This is a genomic window from Stutzerimonas frequens, from assembly GCF_024448335.1.
Taxonomy (GTDB): domain Bacteria; phylum Pseudomonadota; class Gammaproteobacteria; order Pseudomonadales; family Pseudomonadaceae; genus Stutzerimonas; species Stutzerimonas frequens.
Window position 1 is genome coordinate 432,205 of the sequence record NZ_JAMOHM010000001.1, and the last position, 26,077, is coordinate 458,281.

At 64.4% G+C, this 26,077-nt stretch carries 24 protein-coding genes; 14 read left to right on the top strand and 10 right to left on the bottom strand.

What is annotated here, in order from left to right:
- The first annotated feature begins 173 nt into the window (after positions 1 to 173).
- The 7 genes from hsdR to NAO55_RS02200 all read left to right on the top strand — a co-directional run bounded on the left by hsdR (position 174) and on the right by NAO55_RS02200 (position 10,173).
- Positions 174 to 3,638, top strand: coding sequence for a type I restriction-modification system endonuclease (gene hsdR / locus NAO55_RS02170; protein ID WP_146030726.1), 3,465 nt, complete (start codon positions 174 to 176; stop codon positions 3,636 to 3,638).
- 215 nt (positions 3,639 to 3,853) lie between these two features.
- Entirely contained in the window at positions 3,854 to 5,038 is a 1,185-nt protein-coding gene (locus NAO55_RS02175; RefSeq protein ID WP_102839340.1) for an AAA family ATPase, read from the top strand.
- Between the two features lie 91 nt (positions 5,039 to 5,129).
- Positions 5,130 to 5,558 carry a hypothetical protein gene (locus NAO55_RS02180; RefSeq protein ID WP_232244576.1) on the top strand — a complete coding sequence of 143 codons (429 nt, stop codon included), beginning with the start codon at positions 5,130 to 5,132 and terminating at the stop codon, positions 5,556 to 5,558.
- 158 nt (positions 5,559 to 5,716) lie between these two features.
- Positions 5,717 to 7,264 carry a class I SAM-dependent DNA methyltransferase gene (locus tag NAO55_RS02185; RefSeq protein ID WP_102839339.1) on the top strand — a complete coding sequence of 516 codons (1,548 nt, stop codon included), beginning with the start codon at positions 5,717 to 5,719 and terminating at the stop codon, positions 7,262 to 7,264.
- The gene (locus tag NAO55_RS02190; RefSeq protein WP_146030720.1) at positions 7,257 to 8,639 is read left to right on the top strand and encodes a restriction endonuclease subunit S; all 1,383 of its coding nucleotides are present in this window, start codon (positions 7,257 to 7,259) and stop codon (positions 8,637 to 8,639) included. The genes NAO55_RS02185 and NAO55_RS02190 overlap by 8 nt, the downstream gene beginning before the upstream one ends.
- A gap of 27 nt (positions 8,640 to 8,666) precedes the next feature.
- Positions 8,667 to 9,602 carry a restriction endonuclease gene (locus NAO55_RS02195; RefSeq protein WP_061339128.1) on the top strand — a complete coding sequence of 312 codons (936 nt, stop codon included), beginning with the start codon at positions 8,667 to 8,669 and terminating at the stop codon, positions 9,600 to 9,602.
- Positions 9,603 to 9,777: 175 nt separating this feature from the next.
- Positions 9,778 to 10,173 carry a hypothetical protein gene (locus NAO55_RS02200; RefSeq protein ID WP_102839338.1) on the top strand — a complete coding sequence of 132 codons (396 nt, stop codon included), beginning with the start codon at positions 9,778 to 9,780 and terminating at the stop codon, positions 10,171 to 10,173.
- A 20-nt stretch (positions 10,174 to 10,193) separates the two neighbouring features.
- On the opposite strand, the gene NAO55_RS02205 is transcribed toward NAO55_RS02200, so the two are convergent.
- On the bottom strand, positions 10,194 to 10,751 hold the full coding sequence (locus NAO55_RS02205) for a nucleotidyltransferase family protein (protein WP_102839337.1): 558 nt from the start codon (positions 10,749 to 10,751) through the stop codon (positions 10,194 to 10,196).
- 131 nt (positions 10,752 to 10,882) lie between these two features.
- On the opposite strand from NAO55_RS02205, the gene NAO55_RS02210 reads away from it, so the two are divergent.
- Entirely contained in the window at positions 10,883 to 11,107 is a 225-nt protein-coding gene (locus tag NAO55_RS02210) for a DUF2188 domain-containing protein (protein WP_003284021.1), read from the top strand.
- A gap of 32 nt (positions 11,108 to 11,139) precedes the next feature.
- On the opposite strand, the gene NAO55_RS02215 is transcribed toward NAO55_RS02210, so the two are convergent.
- Complete coding sequence (locus NAO55_RS02215) at positions 11,140 to 11,778, bottom strand: peroxiredoxin (protein ID WP_003284022.1); 639 nt, start codon at positions 11,776 to 11,778, stop codon at positions 11,140 to 11,142.
- 47 nt (positions 11,779 to 11,825) lie between these two features.
- On the bottom strand, positions 11,826 to 12,401 hold the full coding sequence (locus NAO55_RS02220; protein ID WP_102839336.1) for an alpha/beta hydrolase: 576 nt from the start codon (positions 12,399 to 12,401) through the stop codon (positions 11,826 to 11,828).
- Positions 12,402 to 12,656: 255 nt separating this feature from the next.
- Between NAO55_RS02220 and oscA the strand changes: the two genes are divergently transcribed.
- From oscA to NAO55_RS02250, 6 genes are all read left to right on the top strand, one after another.
- On the top strand, positions 12,657 to 12,836 hold the full coding sequence (gene oscA, locus NAO55_RS02225; protein ID WP_102839335.1) for a sulfur starvation response protein OscA: 180 nt from the start codon (positions 12,657 to 12,659) through the stop codon (positions 12,834 to 12,836).
- Positions 12,837 to 13,108: 272 nt separating this feature from the next.
- Complete coding sequence (locus tag NAO55_RS02230) at positions 13,109 to 14,107, top strand: sulfate ABC transporter substrate-binding protein (protein WP_102839334.1); 999 nt, start codon at positions 13,109 to 13,111, stop codon at positions 14,105 to 14,107.
- 207 nt (positions 14,108 to 14,314) lie between these two features.
- Complete coding sequence (cysT, locus tag NAO55_RS02235; RefSeq protein WP_102839333.1) at positions 14,315 to 15,133, top strand: sulfate ABC transporter permease subunit CysT; 819 nt, start codon at positions 14,315 to 14,317, stop codon at positions 15,131 to 15,133.
- A 10-nt stretch (positions 15,134 to 15,143) separates the two neighbouring features.
- Complete coding sequence (gene cysW, locus NAO55_RS02240) at positions 15,144 to 16,019, top strand: sulfate ABC transporter permease subunit CysW (protein ID WP_102839332.1); 876 nt, start codon at positions 15,144 to 15,146, stop codon at positions 16,017 to 16,019.
- Positions 16,016 to 17,002, top strand: a complete 987-nt coding sequence (locus NAO55_RS02245) for a sulfate/molybdate ABC transporter ATP-binding protein (RefSeq protein ID WP_102839331.1) — start codon at positions 16,016 to 16,018, stop codon at positions 17,000 to 17,002. The genes cysW and NAO55_RS02245 overlap by 4 nt, the downstream gene beginning before the upstream one ends.
- Before the next feature lie 96 nt (positions 17,003 to 17,098).
- Positions 17,099 to 18,088, top strand: a complete 990-nt coding sequence (locus NAO55_RS02250; RefSeq protein WP_102839330.1) for a 2-hydroxyacid dehydrogenase — start codon at positions 17,099 to 17,101, stop codon at positions 18,086 to 18,088.
- On the opposite strand, the gene NAO55_RS02255 is transcribed toward NAO55_RS02250, so the two are convergent.
- The 7 genes from NAO55_RS02255 to NAO55_RS02285 all read right to left on the bottom strand — a co-directional run bounded on the left by NAO55_RS02255 (position 18,078) and on the right by NAO55_RS02285 (position 26,021).
- Positions 18,078 to 18,758 carry a uracil-DNA glycosylase family protein gene (locus tag NAO55_RS02255; RefSeq protein WP_102839329.1) on the bottom strand — a complete coding sequence of 227 codons (681 nt, stop codon included), beginning with the start codon at positions 18,756 to 18,758 and terminating at the stop codon, positions 18,078 to 18,080. The genes NAO55_RS02250 and NAO55_RS02255 overlap by 11 nt on opposite strands.
- Positions 18,755 to 19,291, bottom strand: coding sequence for a DUF3299 domain-containing protein (locus NAO55_RS02260; RefSeq protein WP_102839328.1), 537 nt, complete (start codon positions 19,289 to 19,291; stop codon positions 18,755 to 18,757). Before NAO55_RS02260 ends, NAO55_RS02255 begins: the two co-directional genes overlap by 4 nt.
- Before the next feature lie 53 nt (positions 19,292 to 19,344).
- Positions 19,345 to 19,596, bottom strand: a complete 252-nt coding sequence (locus NAO55_RS02265; RefSeq protein ID WP_003297756.1) for a GlsB/YeaQ/YmgE family stress response membrane protein — start codon at positions 19,594 to 19,596, stop codon at positions 19,345 to 19,347.
- Positions 19,597 to 19,680: 84 nt separating this feature from the next.
- On the bottom strand, positions 19,681 to 20,766 hold the full coding sequence (locus tag NAO55_RS02270) for a 5-(carboxyamino)imidazole ribonucleotide synthase (protein WP_102839327.1): 1,086 nt from the start codon (positions 20,764 to 20,766) through the stop codon (positions 19,681 to 19,683).
- Between the two features lie 76 nt (positions 20,767 to 20,842).
- The gene (gene purE, locus NAO55_RS02275; RefSeq protein ID WP_003297758.1) at positions 20,843 to 21,331 is read right to left on the bottom strand and encodes a 5-(carboxyamino)imidazole ribonucleotide mutase; all 489 of its coding nucleotides are present in this window, start codon (positions 21,329 to 21,331) and stop codon (positions 20,843 to 20,845) included.
- A 161-nt stretch (positions 21,332 to 21,492) separates the two neighbouring features.
- Entirely contained in the window at positions 21,493 to 23,985 is a 2,493-nt protein-coding gene (locus NAO55_RS02280; protein WP_102839326.1) for an ATP-binding protein, read from the bottom strand.
- A 110-nt stretch (positions 23,986 to 24,095) separates the two neighbouring features.
- Positions 24,096 to 26,021: a bifunctional sugar phosphate isomerase/epimerase/4-hydroxyphenylpyruvate dioxygenase family protein gene (locus NAO55_RS02285; RefSeq protein WP_102839325.1), complete on the bottom strand. Its 1,926-nt coding sequence runs from the start codon at positions 26,019 to 26,021 to the stop codon at positions 24,096 to 24,098.
- Positions 26,022 to 26,077: the final 56 nt, after the last annotated feature.

Below are 26,077 nucleotides of genomic sequence, written 5' to 3' on the forward strand. Positions count from 1 at the left end.
ACGATTTAAAGGCTCGCAGAAATGCGGGCCTTTTTCGTTTCTGCCGAGCTTAAGCTAGCCTCGAAGCAGTGCAGATCCCGGCCCCGGTTCAACCTCCGTGCCTGCTCTGGCATCATCCATTGACGAATAGCCGATCCAGGATGGCTGGGATGGATGATTTCAAGGGATGGACCATGGCCGAGAGCAGTAACTTCGACTTTCTCAAGGAACACGACCCGGTCTTCCTTCAGCTAGCCAGCAGCGCCGAGCGCGTCTTCGCAAGCGACCCCAATACCACGCTGATCAAGCTGCGCCAACTCGGCGAGGCACTGGCGCAGGATCTGGCGGCACGGGCAGGCATCGAGCTGGACGCCACCATCTCCCAATCCGACCTGCTCTACCGACTGAGCCGCGAGATCCAGCTCGACGGCAACATTCGCAATCTGTTCCACACCCTGCGCATCGAGGGCAACAAGGCCACTCACCAGTTCCGCACTCAGCATCGCGAAGCTCTGGATGGGCTGAAGGTCGCCCGGGCGCTCGCCATCTGGTATCACCAGTCGTTCGGAAGCGCCGGCAGCAGCTTCAAACCGGGCCCGTTCATAACCCCTGCCGACCCCAGTGCTCCGCTGCGCGAGTTGCAAGCGCAGATCGAGAAGCTGCGTGCCGAGCTGGGCGATAGTCGTCAGCAGTTGGAGAGCAACCACCAGCTGGCAGAACTGCTGGCACGGGAAAAGGCGGAGCAAGCCAGCCTCGCCGGTGAGATGAATGAGGAAGCGCGCGTCTACGAGCAGATCGCCCGGGAGCGTGAAGCGGAACTGGCCAGCGCCCGCGCCGAGTTCGAGGTGCGCCTGCAGACGCTGCAGAAGCAACTGGAGAATCAGCCACTAGCCGCCGAGCAAGTCACCCGCAAGACGCAGCAGGCCAGCAGCCAGTTCGACCTCAACGAAGACCTCACCCGCATCCTCATCGACCAGCAGCTCAACGATGCCGGATGGCAGGCCGACTCGCTCGACCTCACCTATAGCAAGGGCGCTCGCCCGGAGAAGGGCAAGAACAGGGCCATCGCCGAATGGCCAACCAGCAAGCCGAAAGAAAACGCCGACTACGTGCTGTTCGCCGGGCTCACTCCGGTCGCCATCGTCGAAGCCAAGCGCAAGCGCATCAACATTGCCGACCGCATCCCACAGGCCGAGCGCTATTCGCGCCAGCTGATCATCACTGCTGACCTGCAACCCGCCGGGCAAGAGCCGGGCTGGACCGACGGCCAGGGTGGATATTTCCAGGTCCCGTTCGCCTTCGCCTGCAATGGCAGGCCCTACATCAAGCAGCTCGCCGAGCTATCCGGCATCTGGTTCCGCGACCTGCGCAGCCCCACGAACCTGCGCCGCCCACTGCAGGACTTCCATCGGCCGGATGGGCTGCTCGACCTGCTCAAACGCAGCCGTGAAGCGGCCGAGGCGATGCTTCAACAGGAAGGCTTCGCCTATCTCAAGCTGCGCGACTATCAGGAAAACGCCATTCGCGCCGTCGAGCAGGCGCTCGCCGACAACCGCCGCCAATGCCTGCTGGCCATGGCCACCGGCACCGGCAAGACGCGCACCATCATCGGCCTGATGTACCGCCTGCTGAAGGCCGAACGCTTCCGCCGTATCCTCTTTCTGGTCGACCGCAGCGCCTTGGGTCAGCAGGCCATCGAGGCGTTCAACGAAGCGACGCTCGAGCAGAACCATACGCTCGCGCAGATCTACGACATCAAGGAGCTGGGCGACATGGCCGCCGAGGCCGAAACGCGCGTTCAGGTCGCCACCGTGCAGGCCATGGTCCGGCGCATCTTCCAGTCAGACAACCCGCCACCCATCGACGCCTTCGACTGCATCATCGTCGACGAAGCTCACCGCGGTTACACCCTCGACCAGGAAATGACTGAAGGTGAGCTGGCGGTGCGCGACCACAGCCAGTACCTCTCGCAGTACCGCCGTGTGCTCGATTACTTCGACGCCTGCCGCATCGGCCTTACCGCCACGCCGGCCAAGCACACCAGCGAAGTGTTCGGCGCGCCGATCTTCACCTACAGCTATCGCGAAGCGGTGGCCGACGACTGGCTGATCGATCACGAACCGCCGATCCGCTACCAGACCCTGCTCAGCCAGAACGGCATTCACTTCGCCAAGGGCGAGAGCGTCAGCATCATCGATACCGCCACTGGCGAGGTGGACGTGGCCGAGCTGGAGGACGAGCTCGACTTCGAGATCGAGTCCTTCAACCGCCGCGTGATTACAGCCGGTTTCGACAAGGTGATCTGCGCGCAGCTGGCCCAGGAGCTGGACCCTTCAGGCGATGAGAAAGCCATGATCTTCTGCGTCAACCAGGCCCACGCCGAGCGCGTGAAGAACCTGCTCGACGAAGCCTTCAAAGACGTTCACGGCGATGACTACAACCAGGCCGCCGTGCAGATCATCACCGGGCAGAGCGACAAGGTCGAACAGCTGATCCGCCAGTACAAGAACGAGCGCTACCCGAGCATCGCCATCACCGTCGACCTGCTCACCACCGGCATCGATGTGCCACGCATCTGCCACCTGGTGTTCATGCGCCGGGTACGCTCGCGCATCCTCTATGAACAGATGAAGGGCCGTGCCACGCGTCGCTGCGACGAGATCGGCAAGACCGTGTTCCGGATTTACGACCCGGTCGACCTGTACGCCAGCCTCGAACCGGTGGGCACCATGAAGCCGCTGGTGAAAGACCCGAGCATCAGCCTGGAACAGCTGGTCAGCGAGCTGACCAATCCCGCCAGCCTCGACGCGCCCGGCAGCCAGCCCGACAGCAGTCATGCCCATGATGTGCTCGACCAGCTCAGCCAGCGGGTGATGCGCATCCTGCGCAAGGCCAGCCACAAGGCCGAGAGCAAACCGACCCTCAAGAGCAAACTCGACGAGCTGGAAAACACGTGGGGAGTGGCACCAGACAAACTGCACCAGCACCTGCACGGGCTCGGCCCGCAGCAGGCCGCGCAGTTCATCCGTCAGCACAGCCAGCTGCTCGACCAGCTTGCCACCGTCAATGCCCTGCTCGGCTCGGAAAACTACCCGGTGATCTCCACTCACACGGACGAGCTGATGGTCCGCGAGCAGAACTACGGCGCCAACCAGAAGCCCGCCGACTACCTGGAAAGCTTCAACGATTTCATCCGGAACCAGCTCAACCAGTCGGTGGCCCTCGGCGTGGTGGTCAACCGCCCGCAGGACCTGACCCGCGAACAGCTGCGCGAAGTGCGCCTGCTGCTCGATGGGCATGGCTATAGCGAAGTGAATCTGCAAAGCGCATGGCGCAACCAGACCAACCAGGAAATCGCCGCCAGCATCGTCGGCTTCATCCGCCGCGCCGCGCTTGGCGAAGCCCTGCTGCCGTTCGAGCAACGCGTGGCCAAGGCCATGGAGAAGATCTACGCCCTGCAGCAATGGACACCAGTTCAGCGCAAGTGGCTGGAGCGCCTGGCCAAGCAGCTAGTGCATGAGGTCGTGATCGACGAAAAGCAGATCGGCGAGGCGTTCAGGAACGACGGCGGCAGCACCCGGTTGGACAAGATGCTTGGTGGGCATCTCGCTGTGGTTCTGGAGGCGTTGAATGACAACCTTTGGCCGCAGGTGGGGTGAAAGGCGTAATCGGTGCTCGGGTGGCTGAACACCATGCCGTCTTTGGTGGAGGGAGTGTCCGCTGCTCCAGGACCGCGGACACTGAAAGCATGATTAGCCCGATAGCACAAGCGCTCTAGCAGGACCACATGTCAGAGACCGCGCTGGTAAATTCAGTTTGCAAGAATCAGCAAACAAGCTAAGAATCAACAAAATTTTGTTGAAGTCCAGAAAATATGATCAAGTCGCTGCGGTTCTCCAACTTCTACAGCTTCGCCGATGAAGCGCAGGTCGACTTCTCTCTCGGCAAGAAGCCCACCCCTTCCGGCTTTGATATCGAGCTGGCGGGCTACCGCCTGAACAAGGTGATCGCCGTGGTAGGCGCCAACGGCTCGGGCAAGACACAGCTCATCAAGCCGCTGGCCTTCCTTAAATGGTTCATCTGCGACTCCTTCCTGCAGGGCGATCCAGATGCCGGCATCGTCTATTCTCCTCATCTGCTGCGCGCGGACGAGGACACCCGCTTGGAAGTCGACTTCCTCCTGCAAGGGGTCGAACACCGCTATCAGTTGACGATGAATGGCGGGCGAGTGGTGAGCGAGGTTCTACTGGCCAGAACCAGCAGCCAGTTCAGCTACCTGTTCCGCCGCGAGCGCTCGGGGGATGGCTTCACCTTCAAGCAGAAGGGCTTTCCGTTCCCGAAGTCCCAGGCCCAGGGGCTGCGCAGCAATGCCTCGTTGCTGGCGGCCGCGTACAGCTACGACATCAAGGAAGCCCGCCCCTTCATCGAGTACTTCCGTCGTGTGGTGAGCAACGTCGCCAGCACGGGCCGCCATCACTTCCAGCAGGGGGCGCTGTTCAGTTCGGCCGAGAGCTACGAACGCTCTCCGGTCATCAAGGCCCGCATGGTCGCGGCCATGCCCGGACTGGATCTAGGACTGTCCGGTGTCGATATCCGCCCGCTGGATATCACCACGGAGGATGGCAAGAGCGCCCAGATCTACATGCCCTTCGGCCAGCACCACAGCAATGATGGGCGGACCTTCGAGCTGAGCTTCTTCGAGGAGTCCAGCGGCACCCAGTCGGCCTTCGTACTGCTCGAGCGGCTGCTGACCGCGCTGGAGTATGGCGGCCTCGCCGTGATCGACGAAATCGACAACGACCTGCACCCCCACCTGATGCCACGGATTCTCGACTGGTTCCGCTTCGAACACAGCAATCCGCATCAGGCCCAGTTAATCTTCACCTGCCACACCCCGGAGTTGCTCAATCATCTGCAGAAGCACCAGCTCTATCTGTGCGAAAAGCGTGACCAGCGCTCCGAGGCCTGGCGGCTGGATGAAGTACAGGGGCTGCGAGCTGACGATAATTTGTACGCCAAATACATGGCCGGTGCGCTGGGCGGGGTACCGGAGCTATGAGCAGGACAGCGCGCAAGGGACGGCGCAGCGTCATGCGCAGCACCCTATTGGTGGTGGGAGAAGGGCCGACGACTGGGCTTTCATCAGCCATATGAAGGAGCTGTACTGCCCGCGCAACAGTGGCCTGAGCGTCAAGGTCGAGCCCGGTGATGGAGGCTCGCCCGGCAATGTGATCACCCATGCCATCCGTGCGCACAAGAACAAGGATTACGACCGACGCCTCTTCCTGCTGGATGCCGATCTACCGCCCAGCGATGCCGAGCGCAAGCGGGCAGCAGCGGCTGGTTATGAAATCATCCTATGGCAACCGCAGTGCCTGGAGGGAGCCCTGCTGGAGACGCTGGGCGAGCCGGTGCGCGGTCACGAAACCAGCCGGCAGCTCAAGGCCCGCCTGCATCCCCGCCTGGCCGGCCGGCACACTGACGCGGCCGCCTATGCTGTGCCGTTTCCCCGCCCGGTGCTGGATGCCACCGGCAATCTTTCGATTGTCTCGTTGCGCACGGCGTTGCTGAGTCCCTAAGCCAGGGCGCTCACGTCGGAGCCATGCTGCACCGGCCCGCAACTTGCCAAACCTCCTACCTGGCAATACCCTCGCCAGCACATACCCGCCATGCCTCTGACTGCCCCGGCAGCCACGCACAAATCGTGCGGGTTTTTTATTTCTGGCCAGGAAGCCCCATGACCAACTCCGATATCGTCCAGAAGCTCTGGAACCTCTGCGACGTCCTGCGCGACGACGGCATCAACTACAGCGACTACGTCACCGAGCTGGTGCTGCTGCTGTTCATCAAGATGGAATACGAGCAGGTGCTGAACAACGACAGCTTCGGCCACAAGCTGCCCGAGGGCGCGCGCTGGCCGGACCTGGCTGGCAAGTCCGGGCTCACCCTGCTCGACCATTACAAGCAGATGTTGCTCGACCTGGGCAAGAACCCGGACCCGCTGATCGCCGCCATATACGCCGATGCGCAGACGCGCCTGAAGGAGCCGCGCCACCTCGAGCAGCTGATCAAGAGCCTCGACGGCATCGACTGGTTCAGCGCCCGCGAGGACGGCCTCGGCGACCTCTACGAAGGCCTGCTGGAAAAGAACGCCAGCGAGACCAAATCCGGTGCCGGCCAGTACTTCACCCCGCGCCCCCTGATCGACAGCATCATCCGCTGCATCAAGCCGCAGCCGGGCGAGACCATTCAGGACCCGGCCGCCGGCACCGCAGGCTTTCTCATCGCCGCCGACGCCTACATCAAGCAGCACACCGACGACCTCTACGATCTCGACGACAAGGCCCGCCGCTTCCAGCGCACCGAGGCCTACGTGGGCGTCGAGCTGGTGCCCGGCACCCGCCGCCTAGCGCTGATGAACTGCCTGTTGCACGGCATGGAAGGCGACGCCGAGGGCGTGGTGCACCTGGGCAACGCCCTCGGCCAGACCGGCGCGGGGCTGCCAAAGGTGGACATCATCCTCTCCAACCCGCCATTCGGCACCGCCAAGGGCGGCGGCGGGCCGACCCGCGACGACCTCACCTACAAGACCAGCAACAAGCAGCTGGCCTTTCTCCAGCACATCTACCGCGGCCTCAAGCCCGGCGGGCGGGCCGCCGTGGTGCTGCCGGACAACGTTCTGTTCGAGGCCGGCGTCGGCACCGAGGTGCGCCGCGACCTGATGGACAAGTGCAACCTGCACACCATCCTGCGCCTGCCCACTGGCATCTTCTACGCCCAGGGCGTGAAGACTAACGTGTTGTTCTTCCAGAAAGGCACGGCCGACAACCCACGCCAGGAAGAGCGCTGCACCAGGCGCGTATGGATCTACGACCTGCGCAGCAACATGCCCAGCTTCGGCAAGCGTACCCCGTTCGGCCCCACCCACCTCAAGCCGTTCGAAGACGCCTATGGCGAGGACCCGCACGGCGGCAGCCCGCGCGCCGAGAACGTCGAGGGCATCGGTGAAACCAGCCGCTTCCGCTGCTTTACCCGTGAGCAGATCCTCGAACGCGGCGACTCGCTGGATATCAGCTGGCTCAAGGACGAAGGCAGCCTCGACGCCGCCGACCTCCCCGCCCCGGACGTGCTCGCCGGCGAAGCCATGGCCGAACTGACCGAGGCGCTGCATGAGCTGGAAGAACTGATGAAGGCGCTGGGCGCCGGCGATGAAGTGGTGGCGCAGAAGCAGTTGATGGCAGAGGTGATGGGGTTGGCGGTCGCTCAGGAGAATGGGGATGAGTGAGTTGCCGGAGGGGTGGGCAGCGGCGACGCTGAATGAACTGCTTGGTGCTGGTGGCCTTTTTTCGGATGGGGACTGGGTTGAGAGTAAAGACCAAGATCCCGATGGCTCAAACAGGTTGCTACAGCTCGCTGATATTGGCGACGGTTTCTTTGTCAACAAATCGTCCCGCTTTGTAAATGACGAAAAGTTTTCCAGCCTTAACTGCACAGAGATAAAAGAGGGCGATGTGCTGATCGCCCGAATGCCCGATCCCTTAGGGCGGGCTTGCCTGATGCCTGCTATGCCTCAGCGATGCCTGACGGTAGTTGATGTTGCCGTTTTTCGTGTCGGGGAGACTGGAATTTCAAACAAGTGGCTCATGCACTTTTTAAATTCATCCCCCGTCCGACGAGAAATTGAGCTGAACTCTTCGGGAACCACACGAAAAAGAATTTCCAGAGGAAAGCTGGGAGAGATTGTTCTACCTATCCCGCCAATCGCCGAACAAGCCCGCATTGCCGCCAAGCTCGACGAACTGCTGGCCCAGGTCGATACCCTGAAAGCCCGCATCGACGGCATCCCCGCTCTGCTCAAACGCTTCCGCCAATCAGTCCTCGCCGCCGCCGTTTCCGGGCGGTTGACGGATGAATGGCGCAGCACTCACGGCGTGGGCTCAAATTGGGACAGGACTGCCCTCGACTCAGTATGCCGCGCCGCATTCGATGGTCCATTTGGCTCCAAGCTTAAGTCTGATGACTATACGAGCGAGGGCGTTCGGGTGGTGCGGTTAGAAAATATCGGCCACCTAAATTTCATTGCTGAGAAGAACACGTTCATAAGCCTCGAGAAATTCAAAGAGCTTTCCAAAAACAAGCTTGCGCCAGGAGATATTCTTTTCTCTTCGTTTGTGGATGAGGAAATAAGGGTCTGTCAGCTGCCTGAAAGCGGAGAGGTCTTCATCAACAAGGCGGATTGTTTCTGTCTTCGCATAGATAAAACGGCTGCAAGTCCTGTTTTCGTAATGTATGCGTTGGCTGCAAGGCGTACTTATCGCCAGATCAGAGAAGCGGTGCATGGTGCAACGCGGCCTCGAATCAATCTCGGGTTCCTGAAGAGTTTTGAGATCAGCCTTCCCTCGCTTGAGGAACAAACCGAAATCGTCCGTCGCGTCGAACAGCTCTTCGCCTTCGCCGACCAACTCGAAGCCCGCCTCAAAGCCGCCCAGGCGCGCATCGACCGCCTAACCCAGAGCATCCTCGCCAAAGCCTTCCGCGGCGAATTGGTACCCCAGGACCCCAACGATGAACCGGCCAGCGTGCTGCTGGAACGCATCAAGGCCCAACGCGCCGCTGCGCCCAAGGCCAAACGCGGTCGCCGGGCCGCTGCGCTGAGCTAAGCCACTTCATCAGGAAGAAAACGAACCATGTCCGTGCCGACCTACGATCAGTTCATCGAACCCATCCTGCGTTTTCTCGCCGCCCACCCGGAGGGCGCCACGGCGAGCGAGGCCCACGAAGCGGCTGCCCAGGCATTGGGCCTGAGCGAGGCGCAGCGGCAGGAAACCACCAACAGCGGCCAGGCCACCTACAAGAACCGTGCAGGCTGGGCGCATGACCGCCTCAAGCGCGCCGGCTTTTCCAACAGCGCCAAGCATGGCTACTGGAAACTGACGGGCGACGGACTTGCCTTCGCGCAAAGCAACCCGGCACCGCTGAGCCCAGAGCAGGTCAAGCATCTGGCGATGAGCTACATGAGCGTGAAGCTGAAGCCGGCGCCGGACGCCGCCTCGCTGGATGAGAGCAGCGACACACAAGCGCTGATCACCCAGGCAGAAATTGCCACCAGCAGCCCACAGGAGCGGCTGGATCAGGCGCTGCTCGAGCTGCGCACCAGCGTCGCCGGTGATCTGCTGGACAGCCTGCTGCAGGCGAGCCCGACGCGCTTCGAGCATATCGTGCTCGACGTGCTGCATAGCCTGGGTTACGGCGCGAACCGCCAGGCCCTGCAGCAGGTGGGCGGCAGCGGCGATGGCGGTATCGACGGGGTGATCTCGCTCGATGCGCTGGGGCTGGAAAAGGTCTATGTGCAGGCCAAGCGCTGGCAGAGCACGGTCGGCCGCCCCGAACTGCAGGCCTTCTACGGCGCCCTGGCCGGGCAGAAAGCACGGCGCGGCGTGTTCATCACCACCTCGGGCTTCACCGCCCAGGCCATCGACTTCGCACGTTCGGTCGAAGGCCTGGTGCTGGTCGATGGTAAGCGCCTGGTCAACCTGATGCTCGATCACGAGGTTGGCGTCAGCTCGCAGCTCTACAAGGTGCCGAGGCTCGACAGCGACTACTTCGACGAATCGCTCGGCTGATAGATGCCGCACCGGGTTGTAGGCCGGGGGAAGTCAAAGGCTCGCAGAAATGCGGGCCTTTTTCGTTACTGCGCCGCGTACTGGCATGGGCGCTCAGCTGTAAGTTTCGCCCGCCGCGTTGCCTCCTGGACATGAGCGTGTAGAATCCCGCGCCCCAAAATCAGGAGACAGAACGTTGGTGATTCATTACTCCGCCTCCAATGGCAATGTCGCATGTGGGCGCACGGGATCGAGTCTGAACAGTTCGGCGGACGCCACTCAGGTTTCCTGCAAGCTGTGCCTGCGCAGCGTGGAAAAGGCGGTAAGCGAGCCTGTACGCAAGACACCGAGCCTCGCCGAACTGCGGGCTGCCGCAAAGGCGGCGAAAACTGTGGCGGTTGCGCCCGCGGCGGTCGCGACGACTGCAACCACTGCTCCCGCAGCGGCGATCAAGGCCGCTCCGACTGCGCCCGACGCGGCAGCGAAGCCGGGTGCCGTTCCGTCCGTGCGTGCCGAATGGCACAAGCGCCTCGAGCAGCTGCCGGGACGCAACCGCCAGCCTCGTGGCGTCGCGCGGCAGGCCTTCATCTAGAACGCCAAGCGTCGCAGCGCTCAGCCCTGCACGATGCGCAGGTCCGGCCAGGTTTCGGACCAGCGCTTCGCGGCCAGACGATCGAGATAGACCTGCCGTTTACGGCCACGAAAGGCCGCGGTGGGACGGACGATCAGCGCGAAAAGGTCGTCCAGACCCAGCGGGGCGGAGACCTCGATCTCGCCTTCCTCGCCCAGTCTGACCCCGATGGCCGTGGCCGTTTCCGGCCAATGGCACATCGCGTCTGCCGCAGTCCTATAGGGCCGGTCGCCGTTGTGCAGATGCATGCGCGCCTGGTTCTTCACCGACCATTCGAGCGAGGCGTCGGCACGCCGCAATGTCGCTTCGATCTCGGAGTCCACCGCCGCGTCGCAGCGAGCCTGGTCGAACCAGATGACGTCGATGTCCGCCGGCAAGGCGCTGCGGCCACGCCGATGCAGGTGATCCCAGACCGCGCTGCGCACGAATCCGGCGGCCACCCAGCAATCCGGCAAGCCGAGCGCCCTGACGTGGGCAAGGCAGCGCATGCGCAGCGGATCGGCGGCGATGATGGCGCGCAACTGGGCGTGTGTCGGCATGAGCTCGGTCCTGGCGACTGGAAGCGGCCAGGCTAGCAGGTGGCGCACGACGACGCTGCCGGTGCCCCGTCTTAGCGAACCCCTGTTCTGTCCAGCACTCTATACCGCAACCCACAGCGGAGGACTCATGCATGGACAACTACCACATCAATGTCACCGATTCGGGCTGGGAACTGCGCAAGCAAGGGGCGACTCGCGCCTCGAAGACCGCTGCCACCAAGGACGAGATGCTGCAGGTCACCGCGGCCTTTCTCGAAGGCAGGACGGCTTCGGTAAAGATCCACAAGAAGGACGGCACCATCCAGGAAGAGCGCACCTACCCGCGCAGTGCCGATCCGCGTCGCAGCGAGGGCTGACCAAGACTTAACCGCCCAGCCGGGATCCTGTCTCAGCGGTTGGGCTGCGGCGTCAGACGCAGGTACGGCTTGACCGCGCGATAGCCCTTGGGAAAGCGCTGCTTGATCTCCTCCTCGTCCTTGAGCGAGGGCACGATCACCACCTCGTCGCCGTCCTGCCAGTTGGCCGGGGTCGCGACCTTGTGGTTGTCGGTCAGCTGCAACGAATCGATCACCCGCAGGATCTCGTGGAAGTTGCGCCCGGTGCTCGCCGGGTAGGTGATGGTCAGCCGCACCTTCTTGTTCGGATCGATGACGAACAATGAGCGCACCGTCAGGGTGTCGTTGGCATTCGGATGAATCAGGTCGTACAGCTCGGAGACCTTGCGGTCGGCGTCAGCCAGGATCGGGAAGTTGACGCGGGTGTTCTGCGTCTCGTTGATATCGTCGATCCACTTGATGTGCGAATCCACCGGGTCTACGGACAGGGCGATGGCCTTGACGTTGCGCTTGGCGAACTCGTCCTTCAGCTTGGCGGTGAAGCCCAGTTCGGTGGTGCACACCGGGGTGAAGTCGGCCGGGTGCGAGAACAGCACACCCCAGCTGTCACCCAGCCACTCGTGGAAGCGGATGCGGCCTTCGCTGGAATCCTGTTCGAAATCGGGGGCGATGTCGCCGAGGCGGATGCTCATCTTCGTTCTCCTTTCTTGCGTGGGTTGCGGCATTGGTTGAGAGCGATTCAGGCGCGCCGTTGCGCCTGTCGCTCGATCCGGCTCTGCAAGCGGTACAGGCTGGCGAAGCCCTGCTCCCAGCGCCGATGTCCGGAGGCCACGTTGATATGCCCGGCGCCGGCCAGGATCGTGGTCTCGCTGCCCCAGGCGTGGCCCATCTCGACGGCACGCGCGGCACTGGCGGCAGTGTCGTTGTCCGAGCCGATCAGCAGGCTGGCGAATGGCAAAGGCTGGCGAGGGATCGGGGCGAAGTTGCGCAAGGGTTCCGGGCAGCCGCTGCGCTCGACATCCGCGGGGGCCACCAGCAGGGCGCCGCGCACCCGTTGCAGCAGCTGCGCAGGCGCTTGCGCCGCCCAGTGCGCAACCGTGATGCAGCCCAGGCTGTGCGCCAGCAAGATGACCGGTTCGACATGGGCGGCAACGCTGAGCTGCAGCTCGGCGACCCAGTCTTCGCGACGCGGCAGGAGCCAATCCTGCTGCTCCACTCGGGCGCTGCCCGGCAGGGTGCGTTGCCAATGGCTCTGCCAGTGCTCATCGGGCGAGCCGTGCCAGCCCGGCACGATCAGATATCGGATGCTGCGCATATCGGCGCCTCCTGTGATTCATGGCGGCCAGTCTAGACAGCAGATCAACTCACTTAAAAAGAATAAAGAATTCTTTATTTATTCTTTTTAAGCCTATCTGGCGCCTGATAAAGAGTCGTCCTGTTATTCCATAACGGTCTATAAATGTTCTTAAACAATATTTTTAAGAATATTTCGGCCGAACCTATCATCCGCTCCACGCCTTGCTGGCTACGGCCGTTCCGGTCGTCACGAAAGGCTTCACGGAGAACAGCAATGACCGCGACCATTCGCAACCTCGAGGGGCAGGACGAAGCCAGCATCCAGCGCGAGATCCACAGTGCCCTGAGCGGCCTCAAGTTCGGCTCGGTTGAAATCACCGTGCACAACGGCCAGGTCGTGCAGATCGAGCGCAAGGAGAAGTTCCGCCTGCAGCCGACCGGCAAGAACGCCTGACCCCCGGACTACCCCAACCATCAGCCCGACTGGACCACCGGAGGGCGTGACCATGAAACGAGCCGAGACCATGAACACGCACCGGTACTGCAGCTGTCGCCCGCGAATGCGGAGCTAATTAATCGAGTCACTGAAAACCACCTGACACCGCTAGACCAGGTTGCAACCCGCCAGGCTGCTTCTGCCTCGCCCTGCCTGTCTTCCAGCGTGATTTCAGCGACCGCCCCTGAAGCGCCAACGCATACCAAATTAGTTTTTTCAGGAGCTGCACCATGTCCATCCGTCGCTTCGCCCTCGCCGCCCTGGCGAGCGCGCTGATCGCCGGCCCTGCACTGGCCGCCGATACCCTGCTCAACGTGTCCTACGATCCGACGCGCGAGCTCTACGTGGAATTCAACGACGCCTTCAACAAGCACTGGCAGGCCCAGGGCCATGAGCCGATCAAGGTCCAGCAGTCCCATGGCGGCTCGGGCAAGCAGGCCCGCGCGGTGATCGACGGCCTGCGCGCCGACGTGGTGACCCTGGCACTGGCGGGCGATATCGACGAGCTGCATCGCCTCGGCAAACTGATCCCCGAGGATTGGCAGACCCGCCTGCCGGACGCCAGCACGCCCTATACCTCGACCATCGTGTTCCTCGTTCGCAAGGGCAATCCGAAGGGCATCAAGGACTGGGACGACCTGGTCAAGCCGGGCGTAGAGGTGATCACGCCGAACCCGAAGACCTCCGGCGGTGCGCGCTGGAATTTCCTCGCCGCCTGGGCCTACGCCCAGCAGAAATTCGGCGACGAGCAGCAGGCCCAGGCCTTTGTCGAGAAGCTCTACAAGAATGTGCCGGTGCTCGATACCGGCGCCCGCGGCTCGACTGTCACCTTCGTCAACAACGGCATCGGCGACGTGCTGCTGGCCTGGGAGAACGAGGCCTTCCTGGCCCTGAAGGAACAGGGCGGTGAAGATTTCGAGATCATCGCGCCTTCGCTGTCGATCCTTGCCGAGCCACCGGTGGCAGTGGTGGACAAGAACGTCGAGCGCAAGGGCACGCGGGCGCTAGCCGAGGCCTATCTGAACTACCTGTACAGCGAGGAAGGCCAGCGCATCGCGGCGAAGAACTTCTACCGGCCACGCAACGAGGCCGTGACGGCCGAATTCAAGGATCAGTTCCCGGCGCTGAAGCTGGTCACCATCGACGGGGATTTTGGTGGCTGGAAGGCCGCGCAACCGAAGTTCTTCAATGATGGCGGCATCTTCGACCAGATCTATCTGACCGAATGAAGCACTGCGCTTAAACCGCTGAGAATACTCGGCAGTTCGTAGGGTGGATCGCGCTTCACCGATCCACCATCGCTCCCGCTCGGAGCGCGGTGGTGGAAGTAAAAAGCGACTTCCACCCTACGCAGCTCGTGACGCTTCAGCCGAACCTCCTCAATCGGATCGCTATGACCACGGCGGATTCTTGTCCGCCCTGTCGAAGGAATAGTCATGTCCCGCCGAACCTCCCCCGTCATACCCGGCTTCGGGCTGACGCTGGGCTACACCCTGGTGTACCTCAGCCTGTTGGTGCTGATTCCCCTGGGTGCGCTGTTTCTCAAGACCACCGAACTCTCCTGGGCGCAGTTCATCGCCATCGTCAGCGCGCCGCGCGTGCTGGCGGCGCTCAAGCTGAGCTTTGGCACCGCCTTCGCGGCCGCCGTGCTCAATGGCGTGATCGGCACGCTGCTGGCCTGGGTGCTGGTGCGCTATCGCTTCCCCGGCCGCAAGATCATCGAGGCGATGATCGACCTGCCCTTCGCCCTGCCGACCGCGGTGGCAGGCATCGCCCTCACCGCGCTGTACGCGCCGAACGGACCGATCGGCCAGTTCGCTACCGACCTGGGCTTCAAGATCGCCTATAGTCCGCTGGGCATCACCCTGGCACTAACCTTCGTGACCCTGCCGTTCGTGGTGCGCACCCTCCAGCCGGTGCTCGCCGATATCCCGCATGAAGTGGAAGAAGCCGCGGCCTGCCTCGGCGCGCGTCCGCTGCAGGTGGTTCGCCATGTGCTGCTGCCAGCGCTGCTGCCCGCCTGGCTGACCGGCTTCGCCCTGGCCTTCGCCCGCGGCGTCGGCGAGTACGGCTCGGTGATCTTCATCGCCGGCAACATGCCGATGAAGACCGAGATCCTGCCGCTGCTGATCATGGTCAAGCTGGACCAGTACGACTACGCCGGCGCCACGGCCATCGGCGTGCTGATGCTGGTGGTGTCTTTCATCCTGCTGCTGGCGATCAACCTGCTGCAGCGCCGCATTGCCCACGGCTGAGGAGGCCAGCATGACTACCGCTTCCCTGCCCGTGTCGGCGAATGCCCGCGCCACCACTACCCGTCGCGGCAAGCAAACGGCCCGCCGCCTGTTGATCGGCGCGGCCTGGTTGACCTTCGCGCTGTTCCTTCTGCTGCCGCTGTTGATCGTCCTCGGCGAAGCCTTCAAGCAAGGGGTCGGCACCTTCTACACGGCGATCCTTGAGCCCGATGCCCTGGCCGCGCTCAAGCTCACCCTGCTTGCCGTGGGCATCTCGGTGCCGCTCAATCTGGTGTTCGGCGTCGCCGCCGCCTGGTGCGTGAGCAAGTACGAGTTCCGCGGCAAGAGCCTGCTGGTGACCCTGATAGACCTGCCGTTCTCGGTCTCCCCGGTCATCGCCGGCCTGATCTACGTGCTCTTGTTCGGCGCCCAGGGCTATTTCGGCGAGTGGCTGAGTGATCGCGATATCCAGATCGTCTTCGCCGTGCCGGGCATCGTCCTGGCGACGCTGTTCGTCACCGTGCCCTTCGTCGCCCGCGAGCTGATCCCGCTGATGCAGGAACAGGGCAGCACCGAGGAAGAAGCCGCGCGGCTACTCGGCGCCAGCGGCTGGCAGATGTTCTGGCACATCACCCTGCCGAACATCAAATGGGGCCTGATCTACGGCGTGGTGCTCTGCACCGCGCGGGCGATGGGCGAGTTCGGCGCGGTGTCGGTGGTCTCCGGGCATATCCGCGGGCTGACCAACACCCTGCCGCTGCACGTCGAGATTCTCTACAACGAATACAACCATGTCGCCGCGTTCAGCGTGGCCAGCCTGCTGCTGGCCCTGGCGCTGGTGATCCTGCTGCTCAAGCAGTGGAGCGAATCGCGCATCGCGCGCCTGAAAACCGGAGCACAGCCATGAGTATCGAAGTCCGTGACGTCAACAAGCGCTTCGGCGGGTTCCAGGCGCTGCAGGCGATCGACCTGCACATCCAGAGCGGCGAACTGGTCGCCCTGCTCGGCCCGTCCGGCTGCGGCAAGACCAGCCTGCTGCGCATCATCGCCGGGCTGGAAACGCCGGACAGCGGCAGCATCGTGTTCCATGGCGAGGATGTCTCCAGCCGCGATGTGCGCGACCGCAACGTCGGCTTCGTCTTCCAGCATTACGCACTGTTCCGCCACATGACGGTGTTCGACAACGTGGCCTTCGGCCTGCGCATGAAGCCGAAGAAGCTGCGCCCGAGCGAAGCGGTGATCGCCGCCAAGGTGCACGAGCTGCTGAATCTGGTGCAGTTGGACTGGCTCGCGGACCGTTACCCCGAACAGCTCTCCGGTGGCCAGCGCCAGCGCATTGCCCTGGCCCGCGCGCTGGCAGTGGAGCCCAAGGTGTTGCTGCTCGATGAGCCGTTCGGCGCGCTGGACGCCAAGGTGCGCAAGGAACTGCGCCGCTGGCTGGCGCGGCTGCACGAGGACGTGCACCTGACCTCCGTATTCGTCACCCACGACCAGGAGGAGGCAATGGAGGTCGCCGATCGCATCGTGGTGATGAACAAGGGTGTGATCGAGCAGATCGGCACGCCGGCGGAGGTGTACGCCAACCCCGCCAGCGAGTTCGTTTACCACTTCCTCGGCGACGCCAATCGCCTGCAGCTGGACGAACAGCGCAGCCTGCTGTTCCGCCCGCATGAGGTTTCCCTGAGCCGTGAAGCGCTGGCCGAGCACCTGGCCGGCGAGGTGCGCGACATCCGCCCGCTCGGCGCGCTGACCCGCGTCACGTTGAAAGTCGCAGGGCAAGCCGAGCCGATCGAAGCGGAGGTCGGCAACGACCACGCCAGCCTGGTGGGCGTGCAACGCGGCTGCACGCTGTACTTCCAGCCCAAAGGGCAGGCACTGCGCGCAGGCTGATGCGTGCCGCCGGTCATATCGGGCGACAGAAGCGACTTGGCCGCGGCGGGCAACTGTCGCACCCTGTCGGCAGTCGCCCCTTATCGCGAGGCTCCCATGCGCATCACCCTGTTCAGCAGCAAGCCCTATGACCGTGACAGCTTCCAGGCCGCCAACCGCGCCCACGGCTTCGAGCTGCACTTTCTCGAGACCCGCCTGGACCCTGACACCGCGGCCCTGGCGACGGGCGCCGAAGTGGTCTGCCCGTTCGTCAACGACGTGCTCTCCGCCCCCGTGCTGGAGCAGCTCGCGGCCGGCGGCACGCGGCTGATCGCATTGCGCTCGGCCGGTTACAACCACGTCGATCTGCCCTGCGCCAGGCGTCTCGGTCTGCCGGTGGTGCGGGTGCCGGCCTACTCGCCGCATGCCGTGGCCGAGCACACCGTGGCACTGATCCTGGCGCTCAATCGCCGCCTGCCGCGTGCCTACAACCGCACCCGCGAAGGCAACTTCTCGCTGCAGGGGCTGACCGGCTTCGACCTGGTCGGCAAGCGCGTCGGTGTGGTCGGCAGTGGGCAGATCGGCGCGGTGTTCGCGCGGATCATGCAGGGCTTAGGCTGCGAGGTGCAGCTCCATGACCCCTACCCCAACCCGGAGCTGGAGCGCCTCGGCATGCGTTACGTGGCGATCGACGAGCTGCTGGCCGGCAGCGATATCGTCAGCCTGCACTGCCCGCTCACCGAAGAGACCCGTCACCTGATCAACCAGCAGAGCCTGGCGACCATGAAACCGCACGCCATGCTGATCAACACCGGCCGCGGCGCGCTGATCGACACGCCGGCGCTGATCGGCGCGCTGAAGAGCGGCCAGCTCGGCTATCTGGGGCTGGATGTCTACGAGGAAGAAGCCGGGCTGTTCTTCGAGGATCACTCCGGCCTGCCGCTGCAGGACGATGTGCTGGCGCGGCTGCTGTCGTTCCCCAACGTGATCGTCACCGCCCACCAGGCCTTCCTCACCGAGGAGGCGCTGGCAGCCATCGCCGGCACCACCCTGGGCAACGTCGCTGCCTGGCAGGCCGGGCAGCTCGCCAATCAGGTCAGCGACTAGCGTCGAGCTGGCGCAGGCGCGCTTCCAGCAACGCGGGGAAGCGTTTGAACCAGGTCTGGTTCAGCGGTGAGGGGTGCGGCAGCGGGTGCAGGGTGAAGGTTCGTGCATGGCCTTGCGCGTCCTGCAGGTCGATATCGAGGTTGGCCGTAAAGCGATCCTCACGCTGCCAGAACGCCTCCAGGCGCTGGCGCGCCTCGCGCGGCTGGCCGATGGCGAACCAGAGAAAGGCCTCGCGACCGAGCGTGACGATATGCCGGCCATGCCAGCTGTCGATCAGCAACTGGCGCATCAGCGGCTGGAAGCGGCGCTTCACCGCCATGGACCAGGCCTTGTTGCCGATGGGCTTGTACGGCACGGTGTTGATCCAGAAGTAGTGCCGGCCCAGCGCCCGGCCCGCCTCGAAGTCCGGCATCTCTGCGCCGTGCAGGTGGCGATAGAGCACGCGCCGGACGATTTGCCCGCCGGACCCAATGAAGGGTTCGCCATGACGCACCTCCTCGCGGCCCGGGTCGCGGCCGAAGAAGCAGAGCGGTGCGTCAGCGTCACCGAGGCCGATGATCGGCTCCAGCGGATCACGGTCGTAGGTTGCATAGATCGCCGTATCGATGCCGTCGGTGTCGGCAGCGAGGTCACGCAGCGCCTGGCGCAGCGATGCAGGCACGCGGTTCAATAGTCGTCTTCTTCGACCAGCTCGACCGCCGCGGCGTCCAGGGCATAGGCGGCATCGGCCATATCGTTGCTGACCGGCTCGATCTGCAGGCGGCCGTCGACCCACAGCGGCGCGTAGATATCTTCCAGGACGATGCCCTTGGGGTAACGCACCAGCACGATCTGGTTCGGCGGCGGCGGCGGCACGTGGATGCAGGCACCGGGATAAGGGACGAGGAAAAACTCGGTGCTGCGTCCGCGGGCGTCGCTTTCCAGCGGCACCGGGTAACCGCCGAGGCGGATCTCGCGGCCGTTCAGCTCGGCGACCGTCTTGGCCGAGTACATCACCGCCGGCAGTCCGGCCTCCTGCTTGAGCCCGCCCTGATCGCTGAAGCCCAGGTCCTCGGGCGTCGCATGGCCGATTTCCGGCATCTCCTCCAGCGCCTGGCGATCCTCGGGCGGCATCAGTTCCAGCCAGTCGAGTTCCGATGGCGCGGCATGAACGGTGGCAACGAGGGCGAGACAGCAGAACAGCGAGGCGAGAAATGAACGCATGAGATCACTACGTGAGAAGGGAACGGGGCCGCAGGGCGCGGCCCCGCGGCGGGTCAGTGCTTGCGGCTGGTGACCATGCCGTAGATCACCAGCAGGATGATCGCACCGACCACGGCGCCGATAAAGCCTGCGCCCTCGCCCGCCTGGTACAGGCCGAGCGCCTGGCCGCCGTAGGTCGCCAGCAGCGAGCCGCCGATACCCAGCAGGATGGTCATGATCCAGCCCATGCTGTCGTCGCCAGGTTTCAGGAAGCGCGCGATGAGGCCGACGATCAGGCCGATGATGATGGTGCCGATGATGCCCATGGTTGTGCTCCTCAGGTCCGAAAGGTGGGTAACCAATGGACCCGAGGGGGCTACCGCCGTTCGCCGTCGCCGGACGGCCGGGCGTCAAGAATGCGGGATCAGCGTCTCTACTGCGGTGATCTGGCGGTCCAGCGTGGCGCGATCAGGGCAACGCAGCGTCGCATGGCCGACCTTGCGTCCGGCCTTGAAGGCCTTGCCATAGTGATGCAGATGACAGTCCTCGATGGCGATCACCTTGTCCACCGGCGGCACTTCGCCGATGAAGTTGAGCATGGCGCTCTCGCCCAGCTTGGCGGTCGAGCCCAGCGGCAGGCCGGCGACGGCACGCAGGTGGTTCTCGAACTGGCTGCACTCGGCACCTTCGATGGTCCAGTGGCCGGAGTTGTGCACACGCGGGGCGATTTCGTTGGCCTTCAGCCCGCCGTCGACCTCGAAGAACTCGAAAGCCAGCACGCCGACGTAGTCGAGCTGCTTGAGTACACGACCGACATAGTCCTCGGCCAGCGCCTGCAGCGGATGGTTGCTGCTGGCCACCGACAGCCGCAGGATGCCGCTCTCGTGGCTGTTGTGCACCAGCGGGTAGAAGCAGGTCTCGCCGTCCCGGCCACGCACGGCGATCAGCGAGACTTCACCGGTGAACGGTACGAAGCCCTCAAGGATGCACGGCACGCTGCCCAGTTCGGCGAACGCACCGGTGACATCGGCCGGCTTGCGCAGCAGCTTCTGGCCCTTGCCGTCATAGCCCAGCGTGCGGGTCTTGAGCACCGCAGGCAGGCCGATGCTGGCTACCGCGGCGTCGAGATCGGCCTGGGACTGGATGTCGGCGAACTCCGGGGTGGGAATGCCGAGGTCCTTGAACATGGATTTCTCGAACCAGCGGTCGCGGGCGATGCGCAGCGATTCGGCGCTCGGGTAGACCGGCACGAACTGCGAGAGGAAGGCCACCGTCTCGGCCGGCACGCTCTCGAACTCGAAGGTGACCAAGTCCACCTCGTCGGCCAGCCGGCGCAGGTGATCCTTGTCGTCGTAGTCGGCGCGGATGTGCTCGCCGAGGGCCTGGGCGCAGGCGTCCGGCGCCGGGTCAAGGAAGGCGAAACTCATGCCCAGCGGAGTGCCCGCCAGGGCCAGCATGCGGCCCAGCTGGCCGCCACCGATCACACCAATTTTCATATCAACGGCCCTTCACTAAGGCGGCAGATCCAGCGCGCTGTGGGCGCAGCACTGGGAAGCAAAGTTTAGTTCCGGCTCAACCGCGCGGGTCCGGATTATCGAGCACCGTCTGGGTCTGCTCGTCGCGGAATTTCTTCAGCGCCTGGTGATACTCGGGGAATTCGTGGCCGAGGATGCTTGCCGAGAGCAGCGCGGCATTGATCGCACCGGCCTTGCCGATGGCCAGGGTGGCGACCGGCACGCCGGCCGGCATCTGCACGATGGACAGCAGCGAATCGACCCCGGAGAGCATCGACGACTGCACCGGCACGCCGAGCACCGGCAGGTGAGTCTTGGCGGCGCACATGCCCGGCAGGTGGGCGGCACCGCCGGCACCGGCGATGATCACGCGCAGGCCACGCGCTTCGGCCTGTTCGGCGTACTGGAAGAGCAGGTCGGGGGTGCGGTGGGCGGACACCACCGTCACTTCATGGGGAATGCCCAGCTTTTCCAGCATCTCGGCGGTGTGGCTCAGGGTGGACCAGTCGGACTTGGAGCCCATGATCACGCCTACCAGTGCGCTCATCGTCGTGCCTCTCGTCGGGCGCCCGCGGGCGCGTCAATAACAACAAACCACGCAAAAGAGCGTGGCCTGGATGGGCGCGAACCGGCCAGAACCGCCCGCGCGCGAAAGCCGCGCAGTATAGCGCAAGGCATGACTGGCCAGTACCCCGGACGGTCGACCGGTTACCGCGCTGGGTGCGGCACGAGCCGCGGCAGCTCGATCCAGAAGCGGCTGCCCACACCCGGCTCGCTGTGCAGGCCCATCTGGCCGTTCATCAGGCGGGCGAACTCCAGACACAGCGACAGGCCGATACCGGTGCCCTGAATCATGCTGTTCTCCCGCCCGAGCCGCTGGAAAGGCTCGAACACCTGCCCCTGCTGCGCCGGGTCGATACCCAGCCCGGTGTCCTCGACCAGCAGGCGAACCAGCGTCGGGGTGGTTTCCGCGCGCAAGGCGATGCGGCCCTCGGGGATGTTGTATTTCATCGCGTTGGACAGCAGGTTGAGCACCACCTGACGCAGGCGCCGCGGCTCGGCCAGCACCTGCAGGTCCTCGTCGGGCAGCGACAGCTCGAGCTGCAGGCCCCGCTGCTGCACTTCCAGCGAAACCAGTTCGGCGCATTCGCGCATCAGGCCGCAGACATCGACGGCCTGCAATTCCAGCTGAGGCGCTTCCTGCTGCAGGCTCGACCATTCGAGAATCTCGCCCAGCAGCTGGTTGAGATGGCGGCTGGCCAGCAAGATCTCGTCGAGGTATTCGGCCGCTTCGGCCTGGCTTTCGTCATCGCAGTCCATCCGCATCAACTGGGCGAAACCGAGGATGGCGTTGAGCGGCGTGCGCAGTTCGTGGCTGATGCCCGACAGCAGCCGGCCCTTGGCTTCGCTCGCGGCCTGGGCCTGCACGGTGGCGGCGCGCAGCTCCTCCTCGACCCGCTTGAGCGCATCGATGTCGACGTGGGTACCGGCCAGCACCCGCGGCGCACCAGTATCCGGGTCGTGCTCGAGAACCCGCCCGCGGCTGAGCAGCCAGTGGTATTCGCCAAGCGCGTCGACGAAGCGGTACTTGGCCTCGTAGCGCGATTGCAGCCCCAGCTTGATGCGCTCGATCTGGGCCAGCGCCTGCTGCAGGTCGTCAGGATGGATACGCTGGCGGAACTGGCTGTCCGACAGCTGCGCGGCCGGCAGCCCGAAGCGCGCCACCAGGTTGCCGCGCACGCGCAGCGATTGGTTGACCATGTCGTATTCCCAGAGGCTCTCGGTGGCGCTTTCCAGCACCAGCTCCAGGCGTCGCTGGGTGTCGCCGCGTTGAACCTCGCTGGTTGCCAGGCGGGTGCCGAGTTCCAGCGTCTGGCGCGACATATCGTCAAGTTCGCGGATATCGGCGTGCACCGCAGCCGGTCGCCAGCGGCCGCGGCCGATCTCCTTCATCATCTGCGAGATACCGGCGATGGGATCGCGCAATGCCTGGCTGAGCTGGCGCGCGCGCAGCCACATCACCGCGTAGAAGCCGATGTAGAACAGCAGCAGCCCGGCGATCAGCAGATAGCCGATCTGCCGGTAGCGGCTGGCCAGGGCATTGGTCTGGCGAAACACCGCGGCCTCGTCCACCACCGTCAGCAGGTGCCAGCCGGTCTGCGCCACGGTAGTCCAGGCCACCAGCTGCGGCCTGCCGCCGAGCATCACCTGCTGTACGCCACGGTCGGAGCCCGATATCGCCGCAGCCAGCTCGGCGGTTTCGCGGCGGCGATCGAGGCGGAAGTCCTCGGGCTTGAACATCTCGCTGCGGATCGCATCCAGGTACGAGTGCTCGGTCAGCTCGGCCAGGCCGAAATCCTCTTCGCCGGGCTCCGGCAGCGCCATGATCGACAGGTCGTCGCTGACCAGCATGGCGTAGCCGCCCCAGGGCACCTGCAACTGGCCGATCTGTTCGAGGATGCCGCTGACGGTGATGTCGATGCCGACCACACCTTCGAGGAAATCATCGCGATAGACCGGCGCGATCGCCGACATCATCCAGCCATGCCCGGCCGGATCGAGGTAGACGTCGGTCCAGACCACGCCGCGCCCCGGGTTGTGCTCGGCGTCGGCGAGGTAATAGAAGTTGTACTGGGGGATGTCCATATCCGCCGGGTACTGGTCGAGGGTGAAGAACCACGGATAGATGTGGTTGAAGCTGTCCCAGCTGTTGAAGTAGAGGCTGGCGACCAGCGGATTGCGCGCCTCGATCTCCTTCATCAGCGGCTCCAGCTGCCGCAAGCGCGCGATCTTCTCCAGGTCGTGGCGCTCGGCCGGCGTGGCGTTGGAGTAGAAGACCGCGGCGCCACCGTTGTTCTCAGGACTGTAGCGCACCCCGTCGCCACTCAGCGCCAGCTCCGGCGGCGCGACCGGCGCGTCACCCAGCAGGGCCTGTGCGGTGAGGTTGCGATAAAGCTCGGTGAGCGAGGCGACCTGTTCCAGCTGCTCGCTGATCAGCCGCGACTCGAGGCTGGCCGACGCCTGCAGATCGTTCAGTGCAGTCTCGCGCAGGTGCTCGATCTGGGCGTCGCGGATCGCGCTGTTGGTCAGCAGGTAGATGGCGATCAGCCCCGCCTCCACCAGCACCAGTGGAATCAGCGCACTGCGAACGAAAGCCCGCCAGATCCATTGACGCAGGCCGATTGTTTTTGGGGTGGGCACGACAGGGCTCCAGCGGCCGCACGAAACAGGCAATCCGCAAGGGGGCGGGCCGCTCGCGATCATAGCATCGCTGCCGCAGCCACGAGCTAGGGCCTTTGGCTAATGAACCATCAGCCGGCGCTGGCCATGACACGCGTGGCCGGGGCAGCGCGGCGGCATTGCTTGGCCATGGCGGCCAGGCGTACCGCCACGTTAGCCGTTCCGTAACCGGCGTAGTCGTTGCAGCGCTGCAGGATCTCGAAGAAGAAACGCCCCTCGAACGGCTCGGTGTAGACGTGGAACAGTTCGCCGCCGTCGGCATCGCGGTCGTACAGCACGTTGTAGCGGGCGAGCTCGGCGAGCAAAACGTCGTCGAAATCGAAGCGCGCGGCCAGATCATCGTAGTAATTGCGCGGAATCTTCAGCAGCGGCACTCCCGCCGCCTGCGCCCGTGCGACCTCGGCGAAGATGTCTTCACAGGCGAATGCCACATGGTGCACGCCGGCGCCGCGGTAGCTGGACAGCGTTTGACCGATCACGGTGTGGCGGTCCTGCGAGGTGTTCAGCGGCAGCCGCACCTGCCCGCAGGGACTGCGCATGGCGCGGCACTTCATCAGGCCGTAGGGATCGGGCAGGAGCAGCTCGTCGTCGGCCTCGAAGTCGAACAGACTGCGGTAGAACAGCACCCAGCTGGCCAAACTCTCGGCCGGCAGTGCGGTGGCCATGTGATCGATGCGCTGCAGGCCAGTGCCTGCTGACGCGACGGCGTGCAGGCGGAAGTCGATGTCGTAGTTGCTCTGCCCCGGCGCGCCGGACTCGAGCAGATAGATCAGGCTGCCGTCCGGCGCACGCACGGCCGGAATCTGCCGCTCGTTCGGCCCGATCAGCCCGCGGTAGGGCTGCCCGCCGAAGGCGCAGGCGCGCGCCAGGGCCGAGGCCTCATCGTCGATCTTCAATGCCATGGCACAGACCGATGGCCCGTGCGCCTCGAAATAGTTGTGTGCGAACGAGTACGGCTCAGCATTGAGCACGATGTTTATCTCACCCTGGCGATACAGCTGCACCGCCTTGGAGCGATGCTGGCCGACGTGGGCGAAGCCCAGCCGCTGCAACCAATCGCCCAGCCGCGCCGCGTGCGGCTCGTCGACCGCGAATTCGAGAAAGTCGATGCCCTCGTAGCGCGGCGCCGGCGGCGGTGTGAACAGTGCCTGGGCAGTCGGCGCGGGCCTGGCGGCAGCGTTCAAGCGCTGGCCGGTCAGTTCCTCCAGGTGCAGCAGGGCGCGCAGGCCATCGGCAGCCACACCACGCGGCGGCGCGGCTCGAAAGCCATCGTTGAACACTTCCAGCGACAGGGGACCGCCGTAGCCGGCCTGCAGCACGGGCGCAAGGAAACCCGCCAGATCGAATTCGCCCTGGCCGGGGAAACAGCGGAAATGCCGGCTCCACTCCAGCACATCCATGCTCAGCAGCGGCGCATCGGCCAGTTGCACGAAAAAGATTCGTTCACCCGGAATCTCGACGATTGCGTTGGGATCGTCGCGCAGGGCGAGGGTGTGGAAGCTGTCGAGGATGACGCCCAGCGCCGGATGGTCGACCTGCTGCACCAGCGTCCAGACATCGCGCCAGGTCTTCACGTGACGGCCCCAGGCCAGGGCCTCGTAACCGACCCGCAGGCCACGCGCACCGGCGCGCTCGGCGATGAGGGCGAGATCGCCGAGCAAGGTCTCGCGGTCGCCCAACGCATCGGCCTGCACATTGCTGCACAGCAGCATCAGCTCGGCGCCGAGTTCCTGCATCAGGTCGAACTTGCGCTCGGCGCGATCGAGGTTGCGCTGCAGACGCTCGCGCGGACAGCCCTCGAAGTCGCGAAACGGCTGGAACAGGGTGATCTCGAGCCCCAGGTCCTCGCAGCGTCGACGAATGTCCTGCGGGCTGCCGGAGTGATAGAGCAGGTCATTCTCGAACAGCTCGATGCCGTCGAAGCCGGCGGCGGCCACGGCTTCCAGTTTCTCCGGCAAGGTACCGCTCAGGGACACGGTGGCGATCGAGCGTTTCATGCGGTTACTCCTGTTACCGAGGGACGCGGGAAGCTGTGCGGCAGCAGCGGGTTCGA

Bases quoted from the DNA above. Each gene is read 5' to 3' on its own strand.
- hsdR (WP_146030726.1), top strand. From the start codon at position 174: ATGGCCGAGAGCAGTAACTTCGACTTTCTCAAGGAACACGACCCGGTC.
- NAO55_RS02175 (WP_102839340.1), top strand. From the start codon at position 3,854: ATGATCAAGTCGCTGCGGTTCTCCAACTTCTACAGCTTCGCCGATGAA.
- NAO55_RS02180 (WP_232244576.1), top strand. From the start codon at position 5,130: ATGAAGGAGCTGTACTGCCCGCGCAACAGTGGCCTGAGCGTCAAGGTC.
- NAO55_RS02185 (WP_102839339.1), top strand. From the start codon at position 5,717: ATGACCAACTCCGATATCGTCCAGAAGCTCTGGAACCTCTGCGACGTC.
- NAO55_RS02190 (WP_146030720.1), top strand. From the start codon at position 7,257: ATGAGTGAGTTGCCGGAGGGGTGGGCAGCGGCGACGCTGAATGAACTG.
- NAO55_RS02195 (WP_061339128.1), top strand. From the start codon at position 8,667: ATGTCCGTGCCGACCTACGATCAGTTCATCGAACCCATCCTGCGTTTT.
- NAO55_RS02205 (WP_102839337.1), bottom strand. From the start codon at position 10,751: ATGCCGACACACGCCCAGTTGCGCGCCATCATCGCCGCCGATCCGCTG.
- NAO55_RS02210 (WP_003284021.1), top strand. From the start codon at position 10,883: ATGGACAACTACCACATCAATGTCACCGATTCGGGCTGGGAACTGCGC.
- NAO55_RS02215 (WP_003284022.1), bottom strand. From the start codon at position 11,778: ATGAGCATCCGCCTCGGCGACATCGCCCCCGATTTCGAACAGGATTCC.
- NAO55_RS02220 (WP_102839336.1), bottom strand. From the start codon at position 12,401: ATGCGCAGCATCCGATATCTGATCGTGCCGGGCTGGCACGGCTCGCCC.
- oscA (WP_102839335.1), top strand. From the start codon at position 12,657: ATGACCGCGACCATTCGCAACCTCGAGGGGCAGGACGAAGCCAGCATC.
- NAO55_RS02230 (WP_102839334.1), top strand. From the start codon at position 13,109: ATGTCCATCCGTCGCTTCGCCCTCGCCGCCCTGGCGAGCGCGCTGATC.
- cysT (WP_102839333.1), top strand. From the start codon at position 14,315: ATGTCCCGCCGAACCTCCCCCGTCATACCCGGCTTCGGGCTGACGCTG.
- cysW (WP_102839332.1), top strand. From the start codon at position 15,144: ATGACTACCGCTTCCCTGCCCGTGTCGGCGAATGCCCGCGCCACCACT.
- NAO55_RS02245 (WP_102839331.1), top strand. From the start codon at position 16,016: ATGAGTATCGAAGTCCGTGACGTCAACAAGCGCTTCGGCGGGTTCCAG.
- NAO55_RS02250 (WP_102839330.1), top strand. From the start codon at position 17,099: ATGCGCATCACCCTGTTCAGCAGCAAGCCCTATGACCGTGACAGCTTC.
- NAO55_RS02260 (WP_102839328.1), bottom strand. From the start codon at position 19,291: ATGCGTTCATTTCTCGCCTCGCTGTTCTGCTGTCTCGCCCTCGTTGCC.
- NAO55_RS02265 (WP_003297756.1), bottom strand. From the start codon at position 19,596: ATGGGCATCATCGGCACCATCATCATCGGCCTGATCGTCGGCCTCATC.
- NAO55_RS02270 (WP_102839327.1), bottom strand. From the start codon at position 20,766: ATGAAAATTGGTGTGATCGGTGGCGGCCAGCTGGGCCGCATGCTGGCC.
- purE (WP_003297758.1), bottom strand. From the start codon at position 21,331: ATGAGCGCACTGGTAGGCGTGATCATGGGCTCCAAGTCCGACTGGTCC.
- NAO55_RS02285 (WP_102839325.1), bottom strand. From the start codon at position 26,021: ATGAAACGCTCGATCGCCACCGTGTCCCTGAGCGGTACCTTGCCGGAG.